An 18,671-nucleotide genomic window follows, 5' to 3' on the forward strand; every position below is an offset into this window, starting at 1 on the left:
ACCCGGTCCGCGAGATGGACGCCTCCGAGACCCTGGCTGACGCCCGCCGGGGCGGGGACGCCGCCAAGATCGCCGCCGCCCAGAAGGCGCTGGACGCGATCCGCGCCAAGGCCGCCCAGCACCGCGCCACCAACCCGGACGCCGGATGACCCAAGCCCCGACCTCGGCCACCCCCGCGCCGCCGACCCGCAGCCTCGCCCAGCGCATGCCCGACCTCTTGGTCTGGGGCGGGGTGATCGTCATGCTGACCGTCGCCTTCGGCCCGGTCGAGATGCGCCGCCTGCCCATGCTGTTCACCAATTCGGACAATATGCGCCAGTTCGGCCAGGAGCTGATCAAGCCCGATTTCGGCCTGTGGAGGCTCTATGTCTCCCAGATGTGGCTGACGGTGCAGATCGCCCTTTGGGGCACGGCGCTGGCGGTGATCCTGGCCATTCCCTTCGGCCTGGCCTGTGCGCGCAATGTCTCGCCGCCCTGGCTGCAGCAGCCCATGCGCCTGTTGATGAACCTGCTGCGCTCGGTCCCGGATCTGGTGATCGGCATGCTGTTCATCGTGGCCGTGGGCCTGGGCCCCTTCGCCGGCGTCATGGCGCTGGCGCTCAACACCGGCGGCGTGCTGGCCAAGCTGTTCTCGGAGGCCGTGGAGTCCATCGACAAGGGCCCGGTCGAAGGCGTCCGCGCCACCGGCGCCACGCCCCTGCAGGAAGTGGTCTGGGGGGTGATCCCCCAGGTCGCGCCGCTGTGGAGCTCCTATGCGCTCTACCGCTTCGAATCGAACTCGCGGTCCGCGACGGTGCTGGGCCTGATCGGGGCGGGCGGCATCGGCCAGACGCTGTTCGAGTCGCTGAACAGCTTCGCCTATGCCCAGGTCTCGGCCATCGCCATCGTCATCGTCGTGGCTGTCACATTGATCGACCTGCTCAGCCAGACCATCCGCGCCCGCCTGCTCTGAGGCCGGTGTGTGACTTCCAGGCCACGCGGGCGGGGGGCAGGGCGCCGCCCGGTGCGTGGCTTGTCAAGCTGATGAATTCATAAGGATTTCGGCGAACAGCCAGCCGTCCCTCGATGGCTTCGCGCCTTCGCCGCAGAAAAACTGTCACATAAGCTCGAAAGAGCCGTCACATAAGTTTGGTCGGACCGTCACGGGACCTCGGTAAGCCGCCCCCTAAGCCTGAACGGGCTCACGGGGACTGCCACAAGGATCCTAAAAATGACGACCAAGATCGCGCTCTGCGCCAGCGTTGCGCTTTGCGTGTCCCTGCTGGGGGCCACCGCCGCCAGCGCTCAGGACACCACCGTCGCCTGGAAGGGCGCGCCGCAATGGACCAATGACGACGTCCAGTTCAAGGTCCGCGGCCGCTTGCTGATGGACTATGTCTATCAGGACGTGAACCGGGAAGCGCCGCTTTCCGACTACAAGACCTCCAACATCCGCGGCCGTCAGGCCTTCCTCGGCATCGAGGGCAAGCTGAACAGCTACATCGCCTACAAGGCTGAGGGCGGCGCCGTGAACGGCGGGGCCTGGGCCTGGGATGACGTGGTCATCGAGTTCAAGCCGACTGAATACACCTCGATCATGGTCGGCAACATCAAGGCCGCCGGCATCGAGAACCTGACCTCGACCCGCTTCATCAGCTTCATGGATCGCGGTCCCTATGGCGACCTGGGTCCGGACAGCTATCTGGCCTCGGTGGTCGGCAAGGCCAATGGCCTGAACTGGACCCTGACCGGCGCGATCCAGGGCAACTCGATCAACTCCGCCGACGTCAACAACACCTCCACGGCCAATCCGGGCTCCAAGGAGCGGGTGGGCTGGACGGTTCGCGGCACCTACGCCCCGATCCTGACCGACGCCGACAAGGTCCACCTGGGCGCCTTCGCCCGCGTGCGCAACCATGGCGATGAGAGCGGCTTCGCCTATGCCGGTCGTCCCAGCACCAACTACGGCGACTCCGGCCGCTACTACACGACCGGCGGCATCGGCAACACCGACACCACCTACGGGGTCGAGGGCGCCTGGCTGCACAACAACTTCTCGGTCCAGGGCGAATACGCCGACATCAAGGTCAACCGCCTGAAGACGGTCGCGCCGGGCACGGACCCCGACATCAAGGTCGGCTACGCCTATGTCAGCTTCTGGCCGACCGGCGAGAGCCGCAACTACGACGCCACCAAGGGCGAATTCGCCCGCCCGAAGATCATCGATCCGATCACGGCCGGTGGCCTGGGCGGCGTCGAACTGCTGGCCCGCTACGACTATGCGGACCTGACCGAGGCCTACAAGACCGCCGGCACCACCGCCGCCCGGACGCTCTCGCAGGACGCCGGCAAGTACACGGGCTGGACCCTGGGGGCCAACTACTACCCGACCTCCTATGTCCGCCTGCAGGCCAATTTCACCAAGGCCGACATCAACAATCCCGGCCCCGGCCGCGACGTGAAGATCAACCAATTCCAGATGCGCGCCCAGCTGGACTTCTAAGTCCGGCTCTTGTGACGACCAGGAGATTAATCTGATGAAGACCCTTCCGACCAAGGCGCTGCTGGGCTGCGTGGCCGCGGCCGCGCTGCTCTCCACCGGCTCCAACGCCTGGGCCGCCCGAGACTATGTCTGGGCCGCCGGCTCCTCCACCGTGTTCCCCTTCGCCACCCGCGTGGCCGAGAACTACGCCAAGAAGACCGGCCGCAAGGCCCCGAAGGTCGAAAGCCTCGGCACCGGCGGCGGCATCAAGCTGTTCTGCTCGGGCACCGGCGACGCCTTCCCGGACATCGCTGACGCCTCGCGGCCGATGAAGAAGTCCGAGTTCGACGCCTGCGCGTCGAAGGGCATCAAGGACATCGTCCAGATCAAGATCGGCTTCGACGGCATCGTCATCGCCACCGACAAGGACGGCGGCGACTACGCCTTCAAGACCGAGGCCCTCTATCTCGGCCTGGCCGCCAAGGTCCTGCGCCAGGGCCAGTTCGTGGCCAACCCCTACAAGACCTGGGATGAAGTCGGCACCGGCCTGCCGGGCAATTCGATCCTGGTCTATGGCCCGCCGCCCTCGTCGGGCACCCGTGACGCCTTCGTCGAACTGGCCATCGAGGCCGGCGCCCGGAAGTTCCCGACCGCCGACGCGATCCGTTCGGACAATGAGAAGAAGTTCAAGGAACTGGTCGACCCGCTCCGCAAGGACGGCTGGGTGGACGCCGGCGAGAACGACAACGCCATCGTCCAGACCCTGACCAAGACCCCGGGTTCGCTCGGCGTCTTCGGCTGGTCCTACCTCGAAGAGAACATGGACAAGATCAAGGGCGCCTCGGTGAACGGCGTGAAGCCGTCGCCGAACACCATCGCCGACGGCTCCTACCCCCTGTCCCGCTCGCTCTTCATCTATGTGAAGAAGGCCAATATCGGGGTGACCCAGGGCCTGCAGGACTTCATCAACGAGTTCGTGTCCGACGCGGCCACGGGTCGGGGCGGCTATCTGCAGAGCCGCGGCCTGATCCCGCTGCCGGCCGGCATGCATGACGCGCAAAAGGGTCAGGCCAAGGCCTTGCCGCCGATGGCGCGTCCCGCCGCCTAAAGAGGTTCACGGGCCCGACAGCCCGCGTCCGAGGAGAGCGCCGCGGTCCCGAAAGGGCCCGCGGCGATTTTCGTTTGTGGTGCTAAGCCGCTTCCGGCCGCCGGCGCCGCACGCGGGCCATGCGGCGGAGCTTGCGCCAGAAGCGGGTCTTCTCCGGTTCGGGATAGGGCTGGAGATTGCGCACGAAGTCCTCGGCGCAGGCGCGCCAGGAGAAGCCCTCGGCGAAGGCGCGGACCTTCTTGCGGTCCAGCCGCAGGGCCTCGAGGCAGGCCTCGCGCAGGCCCTCGGTGGCGCTGCCGGCCAGGACGCCGGCCCCGGAATTGGGGATGATGTCGATGGGGCCGGGGGCCGGATAGGCCGCCACCGGCGTGCCGGCCGCCATGGCCTCGAGAATCACCAGGCCAAAGGTGTCGGTGAGCGACGGGAAGACGAAGACGTCGGCGCAGGCGAAATAGGCCGCCAGCTCCTCGCCGAACTTCGAGCCGGTGAAGCGGACATTCGGATATTTGGCCTCCAGCTCCTCCTTCTGGGGGCCGTCGCCGACCACCACCTTGGAACCGGGCAGGTCGAGCCCCATGAAGGCCTCGATGTTCTTTTCCACCGCCACCCGGCCGACCGACAGGAACACCGGCCGGGGCAGGTCGGCGAACACGTCGGGCTCGTCCTCGCGCCTGGGATGGAAATGCTCGGTGTCGACGCCGCGCGACCAGGCGGTGATGTTGCGGAAACCGTGCTGGGCCAGTTCGTCGCGCATGGTCGGCGTCGCCACCATCAGCCGGCCCGACGGCTTGTGGAACCAGCGCATATAGGCGTAGCCGGCGGCCAGCGGCAAAGGCAGGCGGGCCGAGACATATTCCGGAAAGCGGGTGTGATAGCTGGTGGTGAAGGGCAGCTTCCACTCCACGCAGATGCGCCGCGCGGCCAGGCCGATCGGGCCCTCGGTGGCGATGTGGATGGCCTCGGGCTCGAAGGCCTTGAAGCGTTCCTGCACCGGCTCATAGGCCCCGACCGCCACCTTGATCTCGGCATAGGTCGGCAGCGGGAAGGTCTTGAACTGGTCGGGGCTGATCACCTCGACCGTGTGGCCCATGGCGCGCATCTCGGCGATCACCTTGGTCAGGGTGCGGACCACGCCATTGACCTGGGGCTCCCAGGCGTCGGTGGCGACCAGGATGCGCATGGGCTTCTGGCCGTCATGGGCGGCGCGGACGGCGTCGCGCACCCGGGCCTTGGCCGGACGGGAGGGGCTGAGCGCCTGGGTCTGCAGCCAGGTCCAGAAGGCGCCCATCAGGGCTTCGCGGGTCGGGAAGTGGCGATAGACGGTGCGCTCGCCGACCCCGGCCTCCTCGGCGATCTCGGCGAAGCTCAGCTCCTCGAGGGCGCCGGATTCCAGCTTGCGGCCGACGGCGTTGAGGATCTGGTCGTGGGTCTCGGCCTTCTGGCGATCGCGCAGGGAGGAGACATAGCGTGACGGCGGGATAGTCATGACAGTCAGCCTGTCGTCAATTCACCTGCACTGTCAATCACAAGCTCAGGCGATCGCCGGGTGGGGCAGGGGCTCTGGCAGGGCCTCCGGGCGCGGTTCGACCAGGGTCCGGTCGATCGCCGACCAGTGCCGCAGCTTGGCCCACTCCAGGATTTCCAGTCGCCCATCGGCGTGTTCGACCAGGGCCGAGCAGCTTTCCACCCAGTCGCCGTCATTGATATAGCTGATCCCGTCGATGTCGCGCATCTCGGCCTTGTGGATATGGCCGCAGATCACCCCATCGACGCCCCGCCGGCGCGCCTCGTCAGCTACGGCCGCCTCGAAGTTCTCGACGAACTGCAGGGCGTTCTTGACCTTGGTCTTGAGGAAGGCCGAGAGGCTCCAATAGCCGAAGCCCAGCCGCCGCCGCGCCCGGTTGAACAGGGTGTTGCTGGCGATCAGGAACCGGTAGGCGTAGTCGCCGACGAAGGCCAGCCAACGGGCGTGCTGCACCACTCCGTCGAACTCATCGCCGTGCAGCACCAGGAAGCGGCGGCCGTCGGCGGTCTCATGGATCGCGTCGCGGGCCACCACCACCCCGCCGAAATGCACGCCGCAGAAGTCGCGGATGCGGTCGTCGTGGTTGCCGGGCACATAGATGACGCTCACGCCCTTGCGGGCCAGGCGCAGGATCTTCTGCACCACGTCATTGTGGCTCTGCGGCCAGTACCAGCCGGAACGCAGCTTCCAGCCGTCGATGATGTCGCCGACCAGATAGAGGGTGTCGCACTCAACGTGCCGGATGAAGTCCAGCAACAGTTCAGCCTGGCATCCCCGCGTACCCAGATGAATGTCGGAAATGAAGACTGTCCGATAACGGCGTATTCCGAAATCGCTCACCTTGGCCTCCGTGGCGCGCAGCAATAGCCCGCCCGATAGGCTGATTGCATGTCAGTCTCATGAAATCTGGGGGGGCTCTTTTGTCTTGGCGCCTTAAGGAGTAAGGGAATTCTCAGGCCGACCCTCCCCAGGTCTCCCGCTAAATCAGGTCCCTATGGACGCCCGTACCTATCCTGCGAAGGAGACGCCGAAGTCTCGGCGTACTCGCGCGCGTATTCTTGACGCCGCCATGCGGCTTTTCGCCGAGGCCGGCTATCACGCCTCGACCAATGCGATGATCGCAGACGCCGCAAATCTGACGCGCGGCGCCATGCTCTATCACTTCGCCAGCCGCGAAGAGCTGGTCGAGGCCGCCGTCGCCTATATCGAGGTGGAACGGGCCCGGCTGTTCGAGCAGGCGGCCAGCCCGCCGGCCCCGGGCGTCGACGCCTCCGAGCACGCCATCGACGCCTATTGGTCGCTGCTGCACGAGATCCCCTTCGTGGCCTTCGCCGAGCTTGAGGCCGCCGCTCGCACCGACAAGATGCTGCGCGCCCGGCTGGCCGGCGCCCAGGCCGCCTTCGACCGGCTGCAGGTTGGCGACCGGTTCCTGGCGCTCGCCCAGGCCGGCGCCGATCCGCGTTTCCAGACCAGCCGCGATCTCGGCCGCTTCCTGCTTGAGGGCCTGGCCCGGGGCGCCATGACCTATGAGGAACTGGCCCGCAAGGAGCGGCTGCTGACCGTGGTCAAGCGCGCCGTCCGCGTGCTGAACCGCAAGGGCGACGTCCAGGAACTCTGGCCGGAATAATTCGACCGGAGCTCAGGCCGAACGGCGAAGAAAATACTCCCTCCGGGGCCAAGCGCTGGGTGTTCCTGCCGGCTGGCCCCTTGAAAGCCGCCTGAAACGCTGCTCATGCTCGGCGTTCTGGACGTGGGGGACATCCGCATGAGCTTCATCACCCGGCGCAAGCCGATCGCCGCGCCGGTGCATGGCGACGGCCAGCACCGCCTGAAGGCCACGCTCAGCTGGCCGCACCTGGTGGCGCTGGGGGTGGGGGCGATCATCGGCACCGGGATCTACACCCTGACCGGCATCGGCGCCGGCCTGGCCGGCCCGGCCGTCATCCTGTCCTTCGCCATCGCCGGCGCGGTCTGCGCCTTCGCCGCCCTCTGCTACGCCGAGATGGCGACCCTGATCCCGCACGCGGGCAGCGCCTACACCTACAGCTATGCCGGCATGGGCGAGCTGGTGGCCTGGATCGTCGGCTGGAGCCTGATCCTGGAATACACCGTGGTCTGCTCGGCGGTCGCGGTCGGCTGGTCCGGCTATGCCCAGGGCTGGCTGGCCGCCCATGACTGGGGCCTGCCGGCCGCCCTGGCCGGGGGGCCTGGCGCAGGTGGCCTGGTCAATCTGCCCGCCGTCCTCGTCACCCTGGTGGTCACCGGCATGCTGCTGGTCGGCACCCGGGAGAGCGCCACGGTCAATTTCATCCTGGTGATCATCAAGGTCGTGGCCCTGGCCGGCTTCGTGATCCTGACCCTGCCCAGCTTCAACCCGGCCCATTTCCACCCCTTCATGCCCTTCGGCTTCTCCGGTCATGAGGACGCGGACGGGACCAAGCGCGGGGTGATGGCGGCCGCGGCCCTGATCTTCTTCGCCTTCTATGGCTTCGACGCCATCTCGACGGCGGCGGAGGAGACCAAGAACCCCTCCCGCGACCTGACCATCGGCATCATCGGCTCGATGGTGATCTGCACGATCATCTACATGGTGGTGGCCGCCGTGGCCCTGGGCGCCTCGCCCTATGACGTGTTCTCCAAGAGCGGCGAGCCCCTGGCCTTCATCCTGCGGGAGCTGAAGCATCCGCTCACCGCCACCCTGATCGCCGGGGCGGCCATCGTCGCCCTGCCCACCGTGATCATGGTGTTCATGTTTGGCCAGAGCCGGGTGTTCTTCGCCATGGCCCGGGACGGCCTGCTGCCGCGCGGCCTGGCGGCGATCAGCTCGCGCGGGGTGCCGGTGGTGGTGACCCTGTTCACCGGCGTGGTGGCCGCGGCGATCGCCGGCTTCTTCCCGCTGAAGATCATCGCCGAGCTGGCCAATGCCGGCACGCTGGCGGCCTTCATCGCCACGGCGGTGGCCATGATGGTGCTGCGGGTCCAGGCCAAGGACCTGCCCCGGCCGTTCCGCACGCCGGTCTGGTGGCTGGTCGGGCCGCTGGCGGTGGCCGGCTGCCTCTATCTGTTCTGGAGCCTGCCCTTCCTGACCAAGAAGCTGTTCATGGTCTGGAACCTGTTCGGGGTGGGCGTCTATCTGCTCTACGGCCGCAAGCACTCCCGGCTCGCGCCGGCGGAATAGGGCGCGCCTATTCGGCGGGTTCGTCGCGGCCGGGCGGGTGCTCGGCCAGTTGGCGCAGATAGCGGCCATATTCGCTCTTGGCCTGGGCGCGGCCCAGGTCGGCCAATTGCGCCTGGTCGATCAGGCCCATGCGGTAGGCGGCCTCCTCCAGGCAACCGATCCGCAGGCCCTGGCGCTGCTCGATGGTGCGGACCAGTTCGCCGGCCTGGATCAGGCTGTCATGGGTGCCGGTGTCGAGCCAGGCGAAGCCACGGCCGAGCAGTTCCACATTGAGCTGGCCAGCCTCCAGATAGACCTGGTTGAGGGCGGTGATCTCCAGCTCGCCACGCTCCGACGGCTTGAGCGTCTTGGCGTATTCGCTGGCCTTGCCGTCGTAGAAATAGAGGCCGGTGACCGCGAAGTTGGACTTTGGCCGCAGCGGCTTCTCCTCGATGCTCAGCACCCGGCCGCCCTCGCCGAACTCGACCACGCCATAGCGTTCCGGATCGGTGACCTGATAGCCGAACACGGTGGCGCCCTCCGTGCGGGCGTCGGCGGAGCGCAGCATCTGGCTGAAGTTCTGGCCGAAGAAGATGTTGTCGCCCAGGATCATCACGCTGGGCTCGCCTGCGACGAACTCCTCGCCGAGGATATAGGCCTGGGCCAGGCCGTCGGGGCTGGGCTGGACGATATATTCGAAGCGCACGCCCAGCTGCGAGCCGTCGCCCAGCAGGCGCTGGAAGCCCGGCTGGTCCTCCGGCGTGGTGATGATCAGGATCTCCTGGGCGCCGGCCAGCAGCAGCACCGACAGCGGATAATAGATCATCGGCTTGTCGTAGATCGGCAGCAGCTGCTTGGAGACCGCCAGGGTCAGCGGGTGCAGCCGGGTGCCGGAACCGCCGGCCAGGACAATGCCGCGTCTCATAGGCTCACCTCGGCCGGGGCCAGTTGTTCAAGGGTGTCTTCCAGGGCCTCGCGCCAGGGGCGCAGCTCCAGGCCGAAGACCGATTTCAGCCGCCCGGTGTCGAGCACGCAGTTGAGCGCGCGCCGGGCCGGGGTCGGGAAGGTCGAGGTGGGCACCGGCTGCATGACCGGCGGCGCGCGGCCGGGCCAGGCCAGGTCGAAGATCGCCTGGGCCATCTCATAGCGGCTGGCCTCGCCGCCATTGACCAGATGCAGCAGACCCCATTCGGGCGCGCCGGCCGGGGCGCGGGCCAGGCGCTGGGCCTGGCTGAAGATGAAGGCGGCGACATCGGCGCTGGCGGTCGGACGCGCCCGCTGGTCATCGACCACCTTGAGCACCGGCTGGGTCTGGGCCAGCTTCAGCATCATCTGCAGGAAGTTCTGGCCATGGGCCGAGAACAACCAGGAGACCCGGGCGACCAGGGCGCGGTCGCAGGCCTCCAGCACGGCCATCTCGCCCACCAGCTTGGAGGCGCCATAGACATGCAGCGGGGCCGGCGCGTCGCTCTCGACGTAAGGACCGGACTTGGTTCCTGAGAACACCATGTCGGTGGAGATGTGGACCAGGGGCAGGGCGCGGGCCTGGCAGGCGCGGGCCATGGCGGCGGGCGCCCGGGCGTTGACGGCATAGGCCAGGTCCGGCTCGGCCTCGGCCCGGTCGACGGCGGTATAGGCTGCGGCGTTGAGCACCAGGTCGAGGTCGCCGGCCTCGCCGATGGCGCGGGCGATGGCGTCGGTGTCGGTCAGGTCGAGCTGGGCGCGGCTGAGCGCGGTGATCTCCACCGCGCCGCCGGCCAGGGCCAGCATCTCGCGGGCCAGCTGTCCGGTGGCCCCGAACTGCAGGACGCGCAGGCTCATGCGGTGGCCAGACCCAGCCGTTCGGAATGGAAGCCGCGCTCGCGGATGCCTTCCCACCAGTCGCGGTTCTCCACGTACCAGCGGACCGTATCCTCCAGGCCCTCGGCCAGCGGGGTCCTGGGCGCCCAGCCCAGTTCGGCGCTCAGCTTGGAGGCGTCGATCGAATAGCGGAAGTCGTGGCCCGGACGGTCGGCCACGAACTGGATGCGGCTCTCATGCGGCACATTGGAGGGGGCCAGCTTGTCGAGGTGGGCGCAGAGGATCTTGATGACCTCGATATTGCGCAGATTGGAGTCGCCGCCGATGCAGTAGGTCTCGCCCAGCCGACCCTTCTGCAGCACGGTCAGCAGGGCGTCGGCGTGGTCGTCGACATGCAGCCAGTCGCGGACCTGGCGGCCGTCGCCATAGACCGGGATCGACTTGCCCTCCATGGCCCGCAGCACCACCGTCGGGATCAGCTTCTCGGGAAACTGGAACGGGCCATAGTTGTTGGCGCAGTTGGTGATCACCACCGGCAGCTTGAAGGTCCGGCCCCAGGCGCGGACCAGGTGGTCGGCGCCGGCCTTGGAGGCCGAATAGGGCGAGTTGGGATCGTAGGGGGTGTCCTCGGTGAAGGCCCCGTCCTCGCCCAGCGCCCCGAACACCTCGTCGGTGGAGACATGGTGGAAGCGGAAGGCGGCCTTGCGCTCGGCCGGCAGGTCCGTCCAGTAAGCCCGGGCGGCCTCCAGCAGGACGGCGGTGCCCATCACATTGGTGCGGACGAAATCCAGCGGGCCGTCGATGGCCCGGTCATTATGGCTCTCGGCCGCGAGATGCATGATCGCGTCGGGCTGGTGGCGGGCGAGGATCGCCTTCACCGCCGCGGAATCGCAGATGTCAGCCTGTTCAAAGGCGTAGCGGGACGAGCCCGCGACCTCGGCCACGTTCTCCAGATTGGCCGAATAGGCCAGGACGTCCAGGTTCACGACGTCGAAGCCGTCGGCCACCGCCCGTCTCACGACCGCTGACCCGATGAAGCCGGCGCCGCCAGTGATCAGAACTTTCATGGGGTCTTTCGTAAGCGATGGCGGCGCGTTTGCCACCTGATTTCCCGTTTGGGGGGGCATTAGCAGGACTTGGCCGTGGGCTCAAATCGCGAGCCGGCGCGCCGCCTGAGGCGCTTTTTCGCAACCCCCGTGCTTGAGACGGCGGCTTGGGACCCCTAAACTTGAAACGCCCGGCCTCCGCATATTCGGGGGGCGAGTGGCCGCGCTCGGAAATTTCGCCGAAACAACGCGAGGCCGACGGGTGGCGCAGCTGGGCGCCGTCGAGGGGATAGTTCGTGGATTCGTTGACCAAGGATGGGGCGAAAGGTCCCGCGCCGGATGGCGCGCGGCCGGTTGGAGCGGGCGGCATGCCGCGCGGCGGGGGCCGTCCCGGCGGCCGTCCAGGCATGCCTGACCTGACCTCGGGGCCGATCGGCCCGACCCTCGTCGCCTTCGCCCTGCCGGTGCTGGGCACCAATGTGCTGCAGTCCCTGAACGGCACCGCCAACGCCATCTGGGTCAGCCACGCCCTGGGCTCGGCGGCCCTGACCGCCACGACCAACGCCAACACCATCTTCTTCCTGATGCTGGGCTCGGTGTTCGGCATCACCATGGCCGCCAACCTGCTGATCGGTCAGGCCATCGGGGCCGGGGACCGGGCGCTGGCCAAGCGCGTGATCGGCACGGCGATCATGTTCTTCCTGGCCGTGTCCCTGGTCGTGGGCCTGGTGGGCTACACCTTCACCCCGGCCATCCTCACCGCCATGCAGACGCCGCCCGAGGCCAAGCGCGACGCGATCATCTATCTGCGGGTGATCTTCATGGCGATCCCGTTCATGTACTTCTTCTCCTTCGTGCAGATGGCGCAGCGGGGGACGGGCGACAGCCGCACGCCCTTCTATTTCTCGCTGTTCGCGGTGGCGCTCGAGGTCTGTCTCAACCCGCTGCTGATCATGGGCATCGGGCCGTTTCCGAAGATGGACATCGCCGGCTCCGCCACCGCCACCCTGGTCAGCCAGACCCTGACTCTGGGCCTGATCATCGCCTGGCTCTATCGCAAGGATTCCATCCTGGTGCTGAAGCGCCATGAGTGGGGCCTGCTCAAGCCCGACATGGCGATCATGAAGAGCCTGGTGACCAAGGGCCTGCCCATGGGCCTGCAGATGTTCGTGATCTCCGGCGCGGCGGTGATCATGACCCGCTTCGTCAACAGCTACGGCACCGAGACAGCCGCCGCCTATGGCGCGGCGATCCAGCTGTGGACCTATGTGCAGATGCCGGCCATGGCGCTGGGCATGGCGGTCTCCTCCATGGCCGCCCAGAACGTCGGGGCGGGCAAGATGGACCGGGTCGACAAGGTGGCCGGGATCGGGGTGATGTACGCCGCCATCCTCAGCGCCGTGCCCATCGCGATCATCTACATGATCGAACCGCTGGTGCTGCGGATGTTCCTGCCGGCCGGCAGCCCGGCGATCCCGATCGCCATCCACATCAATTCGTTCGTGCTCTGGGGCTTCATCCCCTTCGGCATGAGCTTCATCCTGTCAGGCATTGTGCGGGCCACGGGTTCGGTGACGCCGCCGCTGATCGCCATGGTCATCTCGCTGTGGGTGATCCGCATCCCCTTCGCCGTCACCCTGAAGCCGGCCCTGGGCGCGGACTCCATCTGGTGGGCCTTTCCGCTGGGCTCGATCGCCTCGCTGATCATGGCGGCGTCCTGGTTCCGCTGGGGGCCGTGGCGCAAGTCGAAGCTGCTGGACACCATTCCGCACGGCGACGCCCCCGACACCGGCCACGGCGCGCCGGGCGGGGTCGAGGAGACCGAGGCCGCCGAGGCGGTGCTGGTCAGTCTCAGGTCGTCGGATCAACCAGAGCTGAATAGACCAGTGTCCGAAGCTCCCGCCGAATAGGATAGGTGGAGGAAGGCAGGACCTGGGTCATGAACACCACGGCCATGTCCTCTGCCGGATCGATCCAGAACGCCGTCGAGGCCGCTCCACCCCAGTAATATTCGCCGGGGCTGGAGGGCAGCATGGCGCTGACCGGATCGAAGGTGACGGCGAAGCCCAGGCCGAAGCCGACCCCGGCGTTGGTGGCCTCCGAGAACAGCGAGCGCGACAGCTTGGTCAGGTCCTGGCCGCCGGGCAGGTGGTTGGAGGCCATCAGCTTCAGCGTGCGCGGCGCGACCAGCCGCACCCCGTCCAGCTGGCCCCCGCCGGTCAGCATCCGGCAGAAGCGCATATAGTCGTGGGCGGTGGAGACCAGGCCGCCGCCGCCGGAGTGGAAATTGGGCGCGGTCAGATAGGGGCTGGTGGTCGGGTCGTCCTGCAGGGTCAGGCCGCCGGCCGGGGTGGCGTTGTAGCAGGCCGCGAAACGGGCCTTCTGGTCCTCGCGCACCGAGAAGCCGGTCTCGGTCATGCCGAGCGGGGTGAAGATGCGGTCCTTGAGGAAGCTCTCGAAGCTCTGGCCGGAAATGCGCTGGACCAGCACGCCCAGGATGTCGGTGGAGATCGAATAGTTCCAGGCCTCGCCCGGCGAGAACTCCAGCGGCAGCTTGGCCAGCTCGGCGATCACCCCGTCCATGTCCAGCGGGCCGTGGGTGTCGGCGATCTTCAGCTTGCGATAGGCGGCGTCGACATTGGTGCGGCTCTGGAAGCCATAGGTGAGCCCCGAGGTATGGCGCAGCAGGTCGACCATCTGCATCGGCCGGGCCGGCGGCGTCATCAGATAGGGACCGGTCCCGGCGGCGTAGACGCCCAGGTTCTTCCATTCCGGGATGAAGCGGCTGACCGGGTCGTCCAGGGCGACCAGGCCCTCCTCGACCAGCATCATGAAGGCCAGGCTCGTGATCGGCTTGGTCATCGAATAGATGCGATAGAGCGTGTCCTCCGCCGCCGGGGTCTTTCGCTCCAGGTCGGCGTGGCCGAGCACCGTCTGGTGGACCAGCTGACCCTTGCGGACGATCTGCACCTGGGCGCAGGGGATCTTCCCCGTCTCGATATATTTGGCGGCCAGGAAGCGGTCGAGCTTGCGCAGGCGGTCACTGGAGAAGCCGAGCGCTTCGGGCGTGGTCATGGGCGGGTCCTTGGGATGTTCGCGGGCCCTACCGTGGCGGAAGCGCGGGGCGATGATCAAGCGCCAGCTTGCGCGGCGGCGCGTCCGGACCGCCGAATTCGACGATTTCCGCCCATCGCGGCCAAAGCCCGTTGCACGGACGCCGATGCGATTCTATTGGTGTGATTGTCAGAAGCGGGAGGACGCGACCATGACCTATTCCAGCGGGCGGATCATTCACGACGCCGACAGCCATGTGATGGAGACGCGGGAATGGCTTGAGCCCTTCATCGAGGAGGCCGTGCGGGGCGCCCTGAAGCCGCTCTATGGCCGCGAACGGAGCCGGATCGACGATCTGCTGGACGGGGCCAAGGCGCGAAAGTCCGACGCCGCGGCCATGGAGAAGGCCTTCGAGAATCCCATCGCCGGGCCCAAGGGCTGGGTCGCGGCCGGCGCCTTCGACCCGGACGAACGCAGGCGGGTGCTCGATCTGTTCGGCTTCTCCAGCCAACTGGTCTTCGCCACCTCGTCCCTGCGTCCGGCCCTGTCGGCCAAGAGCGTGGACGGCCTCTATGCCGGGGCGCGAGCCCACAACCTGGCCATGGCCGCCTTCTGCGGGACCGACCCGCGCCTGCTGGGCGTGGCCTATGTTCCGCTGGACGACGCGGCGCGGGCCATCGAGGAGACCGAGGTCGCCCTGGCCGCCGGCGCCGGCGCGATCTGGGTGTCGGCGGGGGCTGCGGGGGACAAGTCGCCAGGCCATCCCGACTTCGATCCGATCTGGGCGCGTCTGCAGGCGGCCGGCAAGCCCTTCGTGCTGCACATTGGGCCGGGCACCCAGACCCAGCCCAAGCCTTTCCAGAACAATGGCCGCGAGCGCGCGCCCGACCTGCATGGCGGCGGTGAAAACCTGCGCTTCGCCGACTATGTGATGCTGGCCTATGCGCCGCAGATCTTCCTGACCGCCATGGTCTATGACGGGGTGTTCGACCGCTTCCCGGAGCTGAAGGGCGGGGTGATCGAGGCGGGCGCCGGCTGGGCGCCGGAGTTCCTGCGCGAGCTCGACCTGGGCTTCAAGAGCTTCGGCCGCACCGATCCCTATCTGAAGGCCATGAGCCTGAAGCCGTCGGACTATATCCGTCGCGCCGTCAAATTCACGCCGTTCCCGGGCGAGGACGTGGGCCGGATGATCAAGGACGGCGGCGCGGACCTGTTCATGTTCTCCAGCGACTACCCGCATCCGGAGGGCACCAATGATCCCCTGGGCCGCTTCGAACGAACCATGGGTGAGATCGACGACGACGCGAAGGACCGGTTCTATCGCCGCAACTTCGAGGAGATGATGGGTCTGAAGGTCCTCGCGCCCGCCTGATCGGCGTTCCGCGTCCCCGCTCTGGCCCCGGGTCCGTTCCCGGGGCCGTCCCTCGCGTCGCGGGCTTCGCGGCGGCGGCGTTTCGCCGTATGACGCCCCAGGCGACGAGGGGGCGACAATTGGCGCAGGGATCGCGGTTACCGGCGGAGGCCCGGCGTCGGCAGATCGTCGAGGCCGCCGCTCGCCTGGTGCTGGACCAGGGCTTTCTGCCCCTGCCGCCGGAGCGGCTGGCCGAGGCGACGGGGGTCAGCAAGGCATTGATCTATGGCTATTTTCCCGACCAGCACGCCCTGTTCAACGCCCTGATGGCGCGCCAGTTCGCGGCGCTCGAAGCCGAAGGTCTCGATGCCGTGTCGCGCGATCCGTCCTTCGAGACCGCCGCCATGGGCTGCGCCGAACTCTATTTCCGCCATGTCTGCGCGCACGGGCCGGTCATCCATGTTGTGCTGCGCGATCTCTACATGGCCCGGCGCCTGGACCCCAAGGTCGCCGCCGTCCGCGACCGGGTGATCCGCCGGTTGGCGCGGCATGTGCGCCGGGATCTGCATCTGCCGCCGGACGAGACGGTGGCGGCCATCACCCTGGTGACCACTATCCCCGAGGACGCCGGTCGCCTGGTCTGGCAGGGCGACCTGTCGCCGGAGGGCGGGCTGGAGCTTTGCCGCCGGCTGACGGCCGCGGCCCTGGCGGCCCTGCGCCCGGACTAGCTGGGTTCTGCGGGGCGTGGGGCGGACCGGTAGGCGCGGGCCAGCTCGCGGTTGCCGGCGGTGACGATGGCGAGCGTCAGGCGCTCGGCGGCCTCCAGGCTGAGCTTGCGCCCGGCCAGCAGGCGTCCGGCGCGCCGGGTCAGGGCGGTCAGGACCGCGGTGGAGCCAAAGGCCAGCTCGGGGGGCAGGCTGTAGTTCGCCTCCAGATCGGCCGCCACCCGCCGGGTGTCCCAGCGCCGCGTCACCCGCCGTTCCTCCCTCAGGCCCTCGCGCACCTCGGCGCTCTGGGTCAGCATCTGGATCAGCACCCCGCGCTCGGCCACCTCGCGTAGATAGGTGACGGTCGACAGCGTCACCCGGGTGTAGCGGTCATGGCCCCGGCTGAGCTCGGCCCGGCGGTGGGTCTCCATAGCGTGCAGCTCGCGCCGCGCCAGGGCCAGCAGCAGGTCGGCGCGGCGGTGGAAATAGTTGTGCGCCTGGGCCTCGCTGATCCCCAGCTTGCGGGCCACGGCCTTCATGCTGGCCGCCGGCAGGCCCTCTGCGGAGATCAGGGCGGCGGCGGCGTCGATCAGCTGCTCGCGGCGGACCTCAGGCGAAAAGCGCGTCCTCTGGCGTCGCGAGGGCGCGCGATCGGCGGAGATGGTGATGAGCTCCCCCACCCCGGCCGGACCGGGCGGCAGGGGCGGGGCCGGCGAAGGTCGTCCGGCCCGGACCTTGGCCCAGTGGCCGCGCGGCGGATAGGGGACCAGCAGCCGGTCGCAGATCTTGCTCAGGCCGCTGCCCGACAGGCCCAGGTCGCGGGCAGTGGCCGCGAGCGGCCGGGCCCAGACCAGCTCGTAGAGGCGCAGGCGCGTCAGGGGCGGGGTGGTGGTCATGGGGCGATACTAGACCAGCCCCTGGGCGTCGCGCGACCCGTGTTTAGTGGTGCGATGGTCAGTTTGGTCGGGCCGCCCCTGGCGCGAACCTGGGGCGGCGAAGAATTTCGTGGAATCCGCTGCTGTCCGACGTTGCGTAATGCAAACAGCCGTTTGATAATGCGCCTGGAGCCGCCGCCCTAAGGGGTTGGCGGATTGCAGCTTTTTGGATTTCCCGCGCTCTGGCGCATACTCACATTTCGAAAATCAACCCGCAAGATTGCGGGGCCATGGGAGGCCTTAGATGGCTTGGGACTTTGAAACCGATCCGGAATTCCAGAAGAAGCTCGACTGGATCGAGGACTTCATGCGCGATGAGGTCGAGCCGCTCAGCCACCTGGGCATGGCCGCCCACGGTCCGCTCGGCCGCGAGAAGTTCATCAAGCCGCTGCAGCAGAAGGTGAAGGACCAGGGCCTGTGGGCCTGTCACCTGGGTCCTGAACTGGGCGGCCAGGGCTATGGCCAGCTGAAGCTCGGCCTGATGAACGAGAAGCTGGGCCGCAACAGCCTGGCCCCCACCGTGTTCGGTTGCCAGGCGCCCGACACCGGCAACGCCGAGATCATCGCCCACTACGGCACCGACAAGCAGAAGGAGCAGTATCTGTGGCCGCTGCTGAACGGCGACATCCGCTCGGCCTTCTCGATGTCGGAACCGACCGGCGGCTCCGATCCCCTGACCTTCAAGACCCGCGCGGTGCTGGACGGCAAGGAGTGGGTGCTGAACGGCGAGAAGTGGTTCTCGACCAACGCCCGCTGGGCCAAGGTGCTGGTGGTCTATGCGATCACCGATCCGGACGCCAAGGACCCCTATAAGCGCACCTCGATCTTCCTGGTGCCCACCGACACCCCCGGCGTGGAGATCATCCGCAACGTGGCGGTCGGCGGCGGCGGCGAGATCGGCTCGGGCTCGGAAGGCTATGTCCGCTACACCGACGTGCGCCTGCCCTATGACGCCCTGCTCGGCGATCGCGGCGCGGCCTTCGTCATCGCCCAGGTCCGCCTGGGCGGCGGCCGGGTGCACCACGCCATGCGCACGGTCGGGGCCTGCAAGCACGCGCTGGACCTGATGTGCCGGCGCGCGGTCTCCCGCACCACCCGCGACGGACGGCTCGCCGACCTGCAGATGGTCCAGGCCGACATCGCCGACAGCTGGATCGCGCTCGAGCAGTTCCGGCTGATGGTGCTGCGCACCGCCTGGCTGATCGACAAGCACAAGGACTACAACCTGGTGCGCAAGGACATCGCCGCGATCAAGGTGGCCATGCCCAAGGTCTATAACGACATCGCCACCAAGGCCGCCCACCTGCACGGGGCGCTGGGGGTCTCCAACGAAATGCCCTTCATGCGCATGGTCACCAGCTCGCTGGTCATGGGCATCGCCGACGGCCCGACCGAGGTCCACAAGGTCACGGTCGCCAAGCAGGTGCTGAAGGACTACCGGCCCGACAACGACCTGTTCCCCAACTATCACGAGCCCCGGCTGCGCGAGGAGGCGGAGGCCAAGTTCGCGCCGGAGCTGGCCGAGAT

At 67.9% G+C, this 18,671-nt stretch carries 16 protein-coding genes and 1 pseudogene; 9 read left to right on the forward strand and 8 right to left on the reverse strand.

Features of this window, described 5'->3' with window-relative positions; translation table 11 throughout:
• Positions 1–145: 145 nt before the first annotated feature.
• The 3 genes from phnE to Q7P21_RS11390 all read left to right on the forward strand — a co-directional run bounded on the left by phnE (position 146) and on the right by Q7P21_RS11390 (position 3,569).
• The gene (phnE, locus tag Q7P21_RS11380) at positions 146–952 is read left to right on the forward strand and encodes a phosphonate ABC transporter, permease protein PhnE (RefSeq protein WP_304171916.1); all 807 of its coding nucleotides are present in this window, start codon (positions 146–148) and stop codon (positions 950–952) included.
• A gap of 258 nt (positions 953–1,210) precedes the next feature.
• The gene (locus Q7P21_RS11385) at positions 1,211–2,482 is read left to right on the forward strand and encodes an OprO/OprP family phosphate-selective porin (protein WP_304171919.1); all 1,272 of its coding nucleotides are present in this window, start codon (positions 1,211–1,213) and stop codon (positions 2,480–2,482) included.
• Between the two features lie 34 nt (positions 2,483–2,516).
• Positions 2,517–3,569, forward strand: a complete 1,053-nt coding sequence (locus Q7P21_RS11390; protein ID WP_304171921.1) for a substrate-binding domain-containing protein — start codon at positions 2,517–2,519, stop codon at positions 3,567–3,569.
• A gap of 82 nt (positions 3,570–3,651) precedes the next feature.
• On the opposite strand, the gene Q7P21_RS11395 is transcribed toward Q7P21_RS11390, so the two are convergent.
• The 3 genes and pseudogenes from Q7P21_RS11395 to Q7P21_RS11405 form a co-directional block, all read right to left on the reverse strand.
• A complete protein-coding gene (locus Q7P21_RS11395) occupies positions 3,652–4,749 on the reverse strand; it encodes a glycosyltransferase family 1 protein (protein WP_304177171.1) in 1,098 nt (365 codons plus the stop codon).
• A 111-nt stretch (positions 4,750–4,860) separates the two neighbouring features.
• A pseudogene (locus tag Q7P21_RS11400) lies at positions 4,861–5,055 on the reverse strand (TetR/AcrR family transcriptional regulator); the annotation flags it as partial.
• Positions 5,056–5,100: 45 nt separating this feature from the next.
• On the reverse strand, positions 5,101–5,934 hold the full coding sequence (locus tag Q7P21_RS11405) for a UDP-2,3-diacylglucosamine diphosphatase (RefSeq protein WP_304168557.1): 834 nt from the start codon (positions 5,932–5,934) through the stop codon (positions 5,101–5,103).
• Positions 5,935–6,088: 154 nt separating this feature from the next.
• On the opposite strand from Q7P21_RS11405, the gene Q7P21_RS11410 reads away from it, so the two are divergent.
• Together Q7P21_RS11410 and Q7P21_RS11415 are read left to right on the forward strand one after the other, a co-directional pair.
• Positions 6,089–6,721 (forward strand): TetR/AcrR family transcriptional regulator, encoded by a 633-nt coding sequence (locus Q7P21_RS11410; protein WP_304168559.1) that lies wholly within the window; start codon positions 6,089–6,091, stop codon positions 6,719–6,721.
• 138 nt (positions 6,722–6,859) lie between these two features.
• The gene (locus tag Q7P21_RS11415; protein ID WP_304177173.1) at positions 6,860–8,272 is read left to right on the forward strand and encodes an amino acid permease; all 1,413 of its coding nucleotides are present in this window, start codon (positions 6,860–6,862) and stop codon (positions 8,270–8,272) included.
• Between the two features lie 7 nt (positions 8,273–8,279).
• Here Q7P21_RS11415 and rfbA read toward each other — a convergent pair whose 3' ends face one another.
• From rfbA to rfbB, 3 genes are read right to left on the reverse strand one after another with little or no spacing between them, the layout of a single operon-like run.
• On the reverse strand, positions 8,280–9,176 hold the full coding sequence (gene rfbA / locus Q7P21_RS11420; protein ID WP_304168560.1) for a glucose-1-phosphate thymidylyltransferase RfbA: 897 nt from the start codon (positions 9,174–9,176) through the stop codon (positions 8,280–8,282).
• Entirely contained in the window at positions 9,173–10,072 is a 900-nt protein-coding gene (rfbD, locus tag Q7P21_RS11425) for a dTDP-4-dehydrorhamnose reductase (RefSeq protein WP_304168562.1), read from the reverse strand. Before rfbD ends, rfbA begins: the two co-directional genes overlap by 4 nt.
• Positions 10,069–11,118 (reverse strand): dTDP-glucose 4,6-dehydratase, encoded by a 1,050-nt coding sequence (rfbB, locus tag Q7P21_RS11430; RefSeq protein ID WP_304168567.1) that lies wholly within the window; start codon positions 11,116–11,118, stop codon positions 10,069–10,071. The genes rfbD and rfbB overlap by 4 nt, the downstream gene beginning before the upstream one ends.
• A gap of 386 nt (positions 11,119–11,504) precedes the next feature.
• On the opposite strand from rfbB, the gene Q7P21_RS11435 reads away from it, so the two are divergent.
• Positions 11,505–13,007, forward strand: coding sequence for an MATE family efflux transporter (locus Q7P21_RS11435; RefSeq protein WP_304168570.1), 1,503 nt, complete (start codon positions 11,505–11,507; stop codon positions 13,005–13,007).
• Here Q7P21_RS11435 and Q7P21_RS11440 read toward each other — a convergent pair.
• The gene (locus tag Q7P21_RS11440; RefSeq protein ID WP_304177166.1) at positions 12,949–14,172 is read right to left on the reverse strand and encodes a serine hydrolase; all 1,224 of its coding nucleotides are present in this window, start codon (positions 14,170–14,172) and stop codon (positions 12,949–12,951) included. The genes Q7P21_RS11435 and Q7P21_RS11440 overlap by 59 nt on opposite strands.
• Positions 14,173–14,362: 190 nt before the next feature.
• Here Q7P21_RS11440 and Q7P21_RS11445 point away from each other — a divergent pair, with 190 nt between their 5' ends.
• Both Q7P21_RS11445 and Q7P21_RS11450 read left to right on the forward strand, forming a co-directional pair.
• Positions 14,363–15,523, forward strand: a complete 1,161-nt coding sequence (locus tag Q7P21_RS11445; RefSeq protein ID WP_304168577.1) for an amidohydrolase family protein — start codon at positions 14,363–14,365, stop codon at positions 15,521–15,523.
• A 119-nt stretch (positions 15,524–15,642) separates the two neighbouring features.
• Positions 15,643–16,230, forward strand: coding sequence for a TetR/AcrR family transcriptional regulator (locus tag Q7P21_RS11450; RefSeq protein ID WP_304168580.1), 588 nt, complete (start codon positions 15,643–15,645; stop codon positions 16,228–16,230).
• Here the strand turns inward: Q7P21_RS11450 and Q7P21_RS11455 are convergent.
• Positions 16,227–17,105 carry a TetR/AcrR family transcriptional regulator gene (locus Q7P21_RS11455; protein WP_304177167.1) on the reverse strand — a complete coding sequence of 293 codons (879 nt, stop codon included), beginning with the start codon at positions 17,103–17,105 and terminating at the stop codon, positions 16,227–16,229. The genes Q7P21_RS11450 and Q7P21_RS11455 overlap by 4 nt on opposite strands.
• A gap of 283 nt (positions 17,106–17,388) precedes the next feature.
• On the opposite strand from Q7P21_RS11455, the gene Q7P21_RS11460 reads away from it, so the two are divergent.
• The coding region (locus tag Q7P21_RS11460; RefSeq protein ID WP_304177169.1) for an acyl-CoA dehydrogenase family protein at positions 17,389–18,671 on the forward strand (1,283 nt) is incomplete at its 3' end.

Source organism: Phenylobacterium aquaticum, assembly GCF_947378715.1.
Taxonomy (GTDB): Bacteria; Pseudomonadota; Alphaproteobacteria; order Caulobacterales; family Caulobacteraceae; genus Phenylobacterium; species Phenylobacterium aquaticum_A.

Excerpts from the sequence above, each read along its gene's own strand:
- Q7P21_RS11415 (WP_304177173.1), top strand. The coding sequence starts at position 6,860 with ATGAGCTTCATCACCCGGCGCAAGCCGATCGCCGCGCCGGTGCATGGC.
- Q7P21_RS11410 (WP_304168559.1), top strand. The coding sequence starts at position 6,089 with ATGGACGCCCGTACCTATCCTGCGAAGGAGACGCCGAAGTCTCGGCGT.
- rfbA (WP_304168560.1), bottom strand. The coding sequence starts at position 9,176 with ATGAGACGCGGCATTGTCCTGGCCGGCGGTTCCGGCACCCGGCTGCAC.
- Q7P21_RS11455 (WP_304177167.1), bottom strand. The coding sequence starts at position 17,105 with ATGACCACCACCCCGCCCCTGACGCGCCTGCGCCTCTACGAGCTGGTC.
- Q7P21_RS11390 (WP_304171921.1), top strand. The coding sequence starts at position 2,517 with ATGAAGACCCTTCCGACCAAGGCGCTGCTGGGCTGCGTGGCCGCGGCC.
- phnE (WP_304171916.1), top strand. The coding sequence starts at position 146 with ATGACCCAAGCCCCGACCTCGGCCACCCCCGCGCCGCCGACCCGCAGC.
- Q7P21_RS11385 (WP_304171919.1), top strand. The coding sequence starts at position 1,211 with ATGACGACCAAGATCGCGCTCTGCGCCAGCGTTGCGCTTTGCGTGTCC.
- Q7P21_RS11435 (WP_304168570.1), top strand. The coding sequence starts at position 11,505 with ATGCCTGACCTGACCTCGGGGCCGATCGGCCCGACCCTCGTCGCCTTC.
- Q7P21_RS11445 (WP_304168577.1), top strand. The coding sequence starts at position 14,363 with ATGACCTATTCCAGCGGGCGGATCATTCACGACGCCGACAGCCATGTG.
- rfbB (WP_304168567.1), bottom strand. The coding sequence starts at position 11,118 with ATGAAAGTTCTGATCACTGGCGGCGCCGGCTTCATCGGGTCAGCGGTC.
- rfbD (WP_304168562.1), bottom strand. The coding sequence starts at position 10,072 with ATGAGCCTGCGCGTCCTGCAGTTCGGGGCCACCGGACAGCTGGCCCGC.
- Q7P21_RS11395 (WP_304177171.1), bottom strand. The coding sequence starts at position 4,749 with ATGCGCATCCTGGTCGCCACCGACGCCTGGGAGCCCCAGGTCAATGGC.
- Q7P21_RS11440 (WP_304177166.1), bottom strand. The coding sequence starts at position 14,172 with ATGACCACGCCCGAAGCGCTCGGCTTCTCCAGTGACCGCCTGCGCAAG.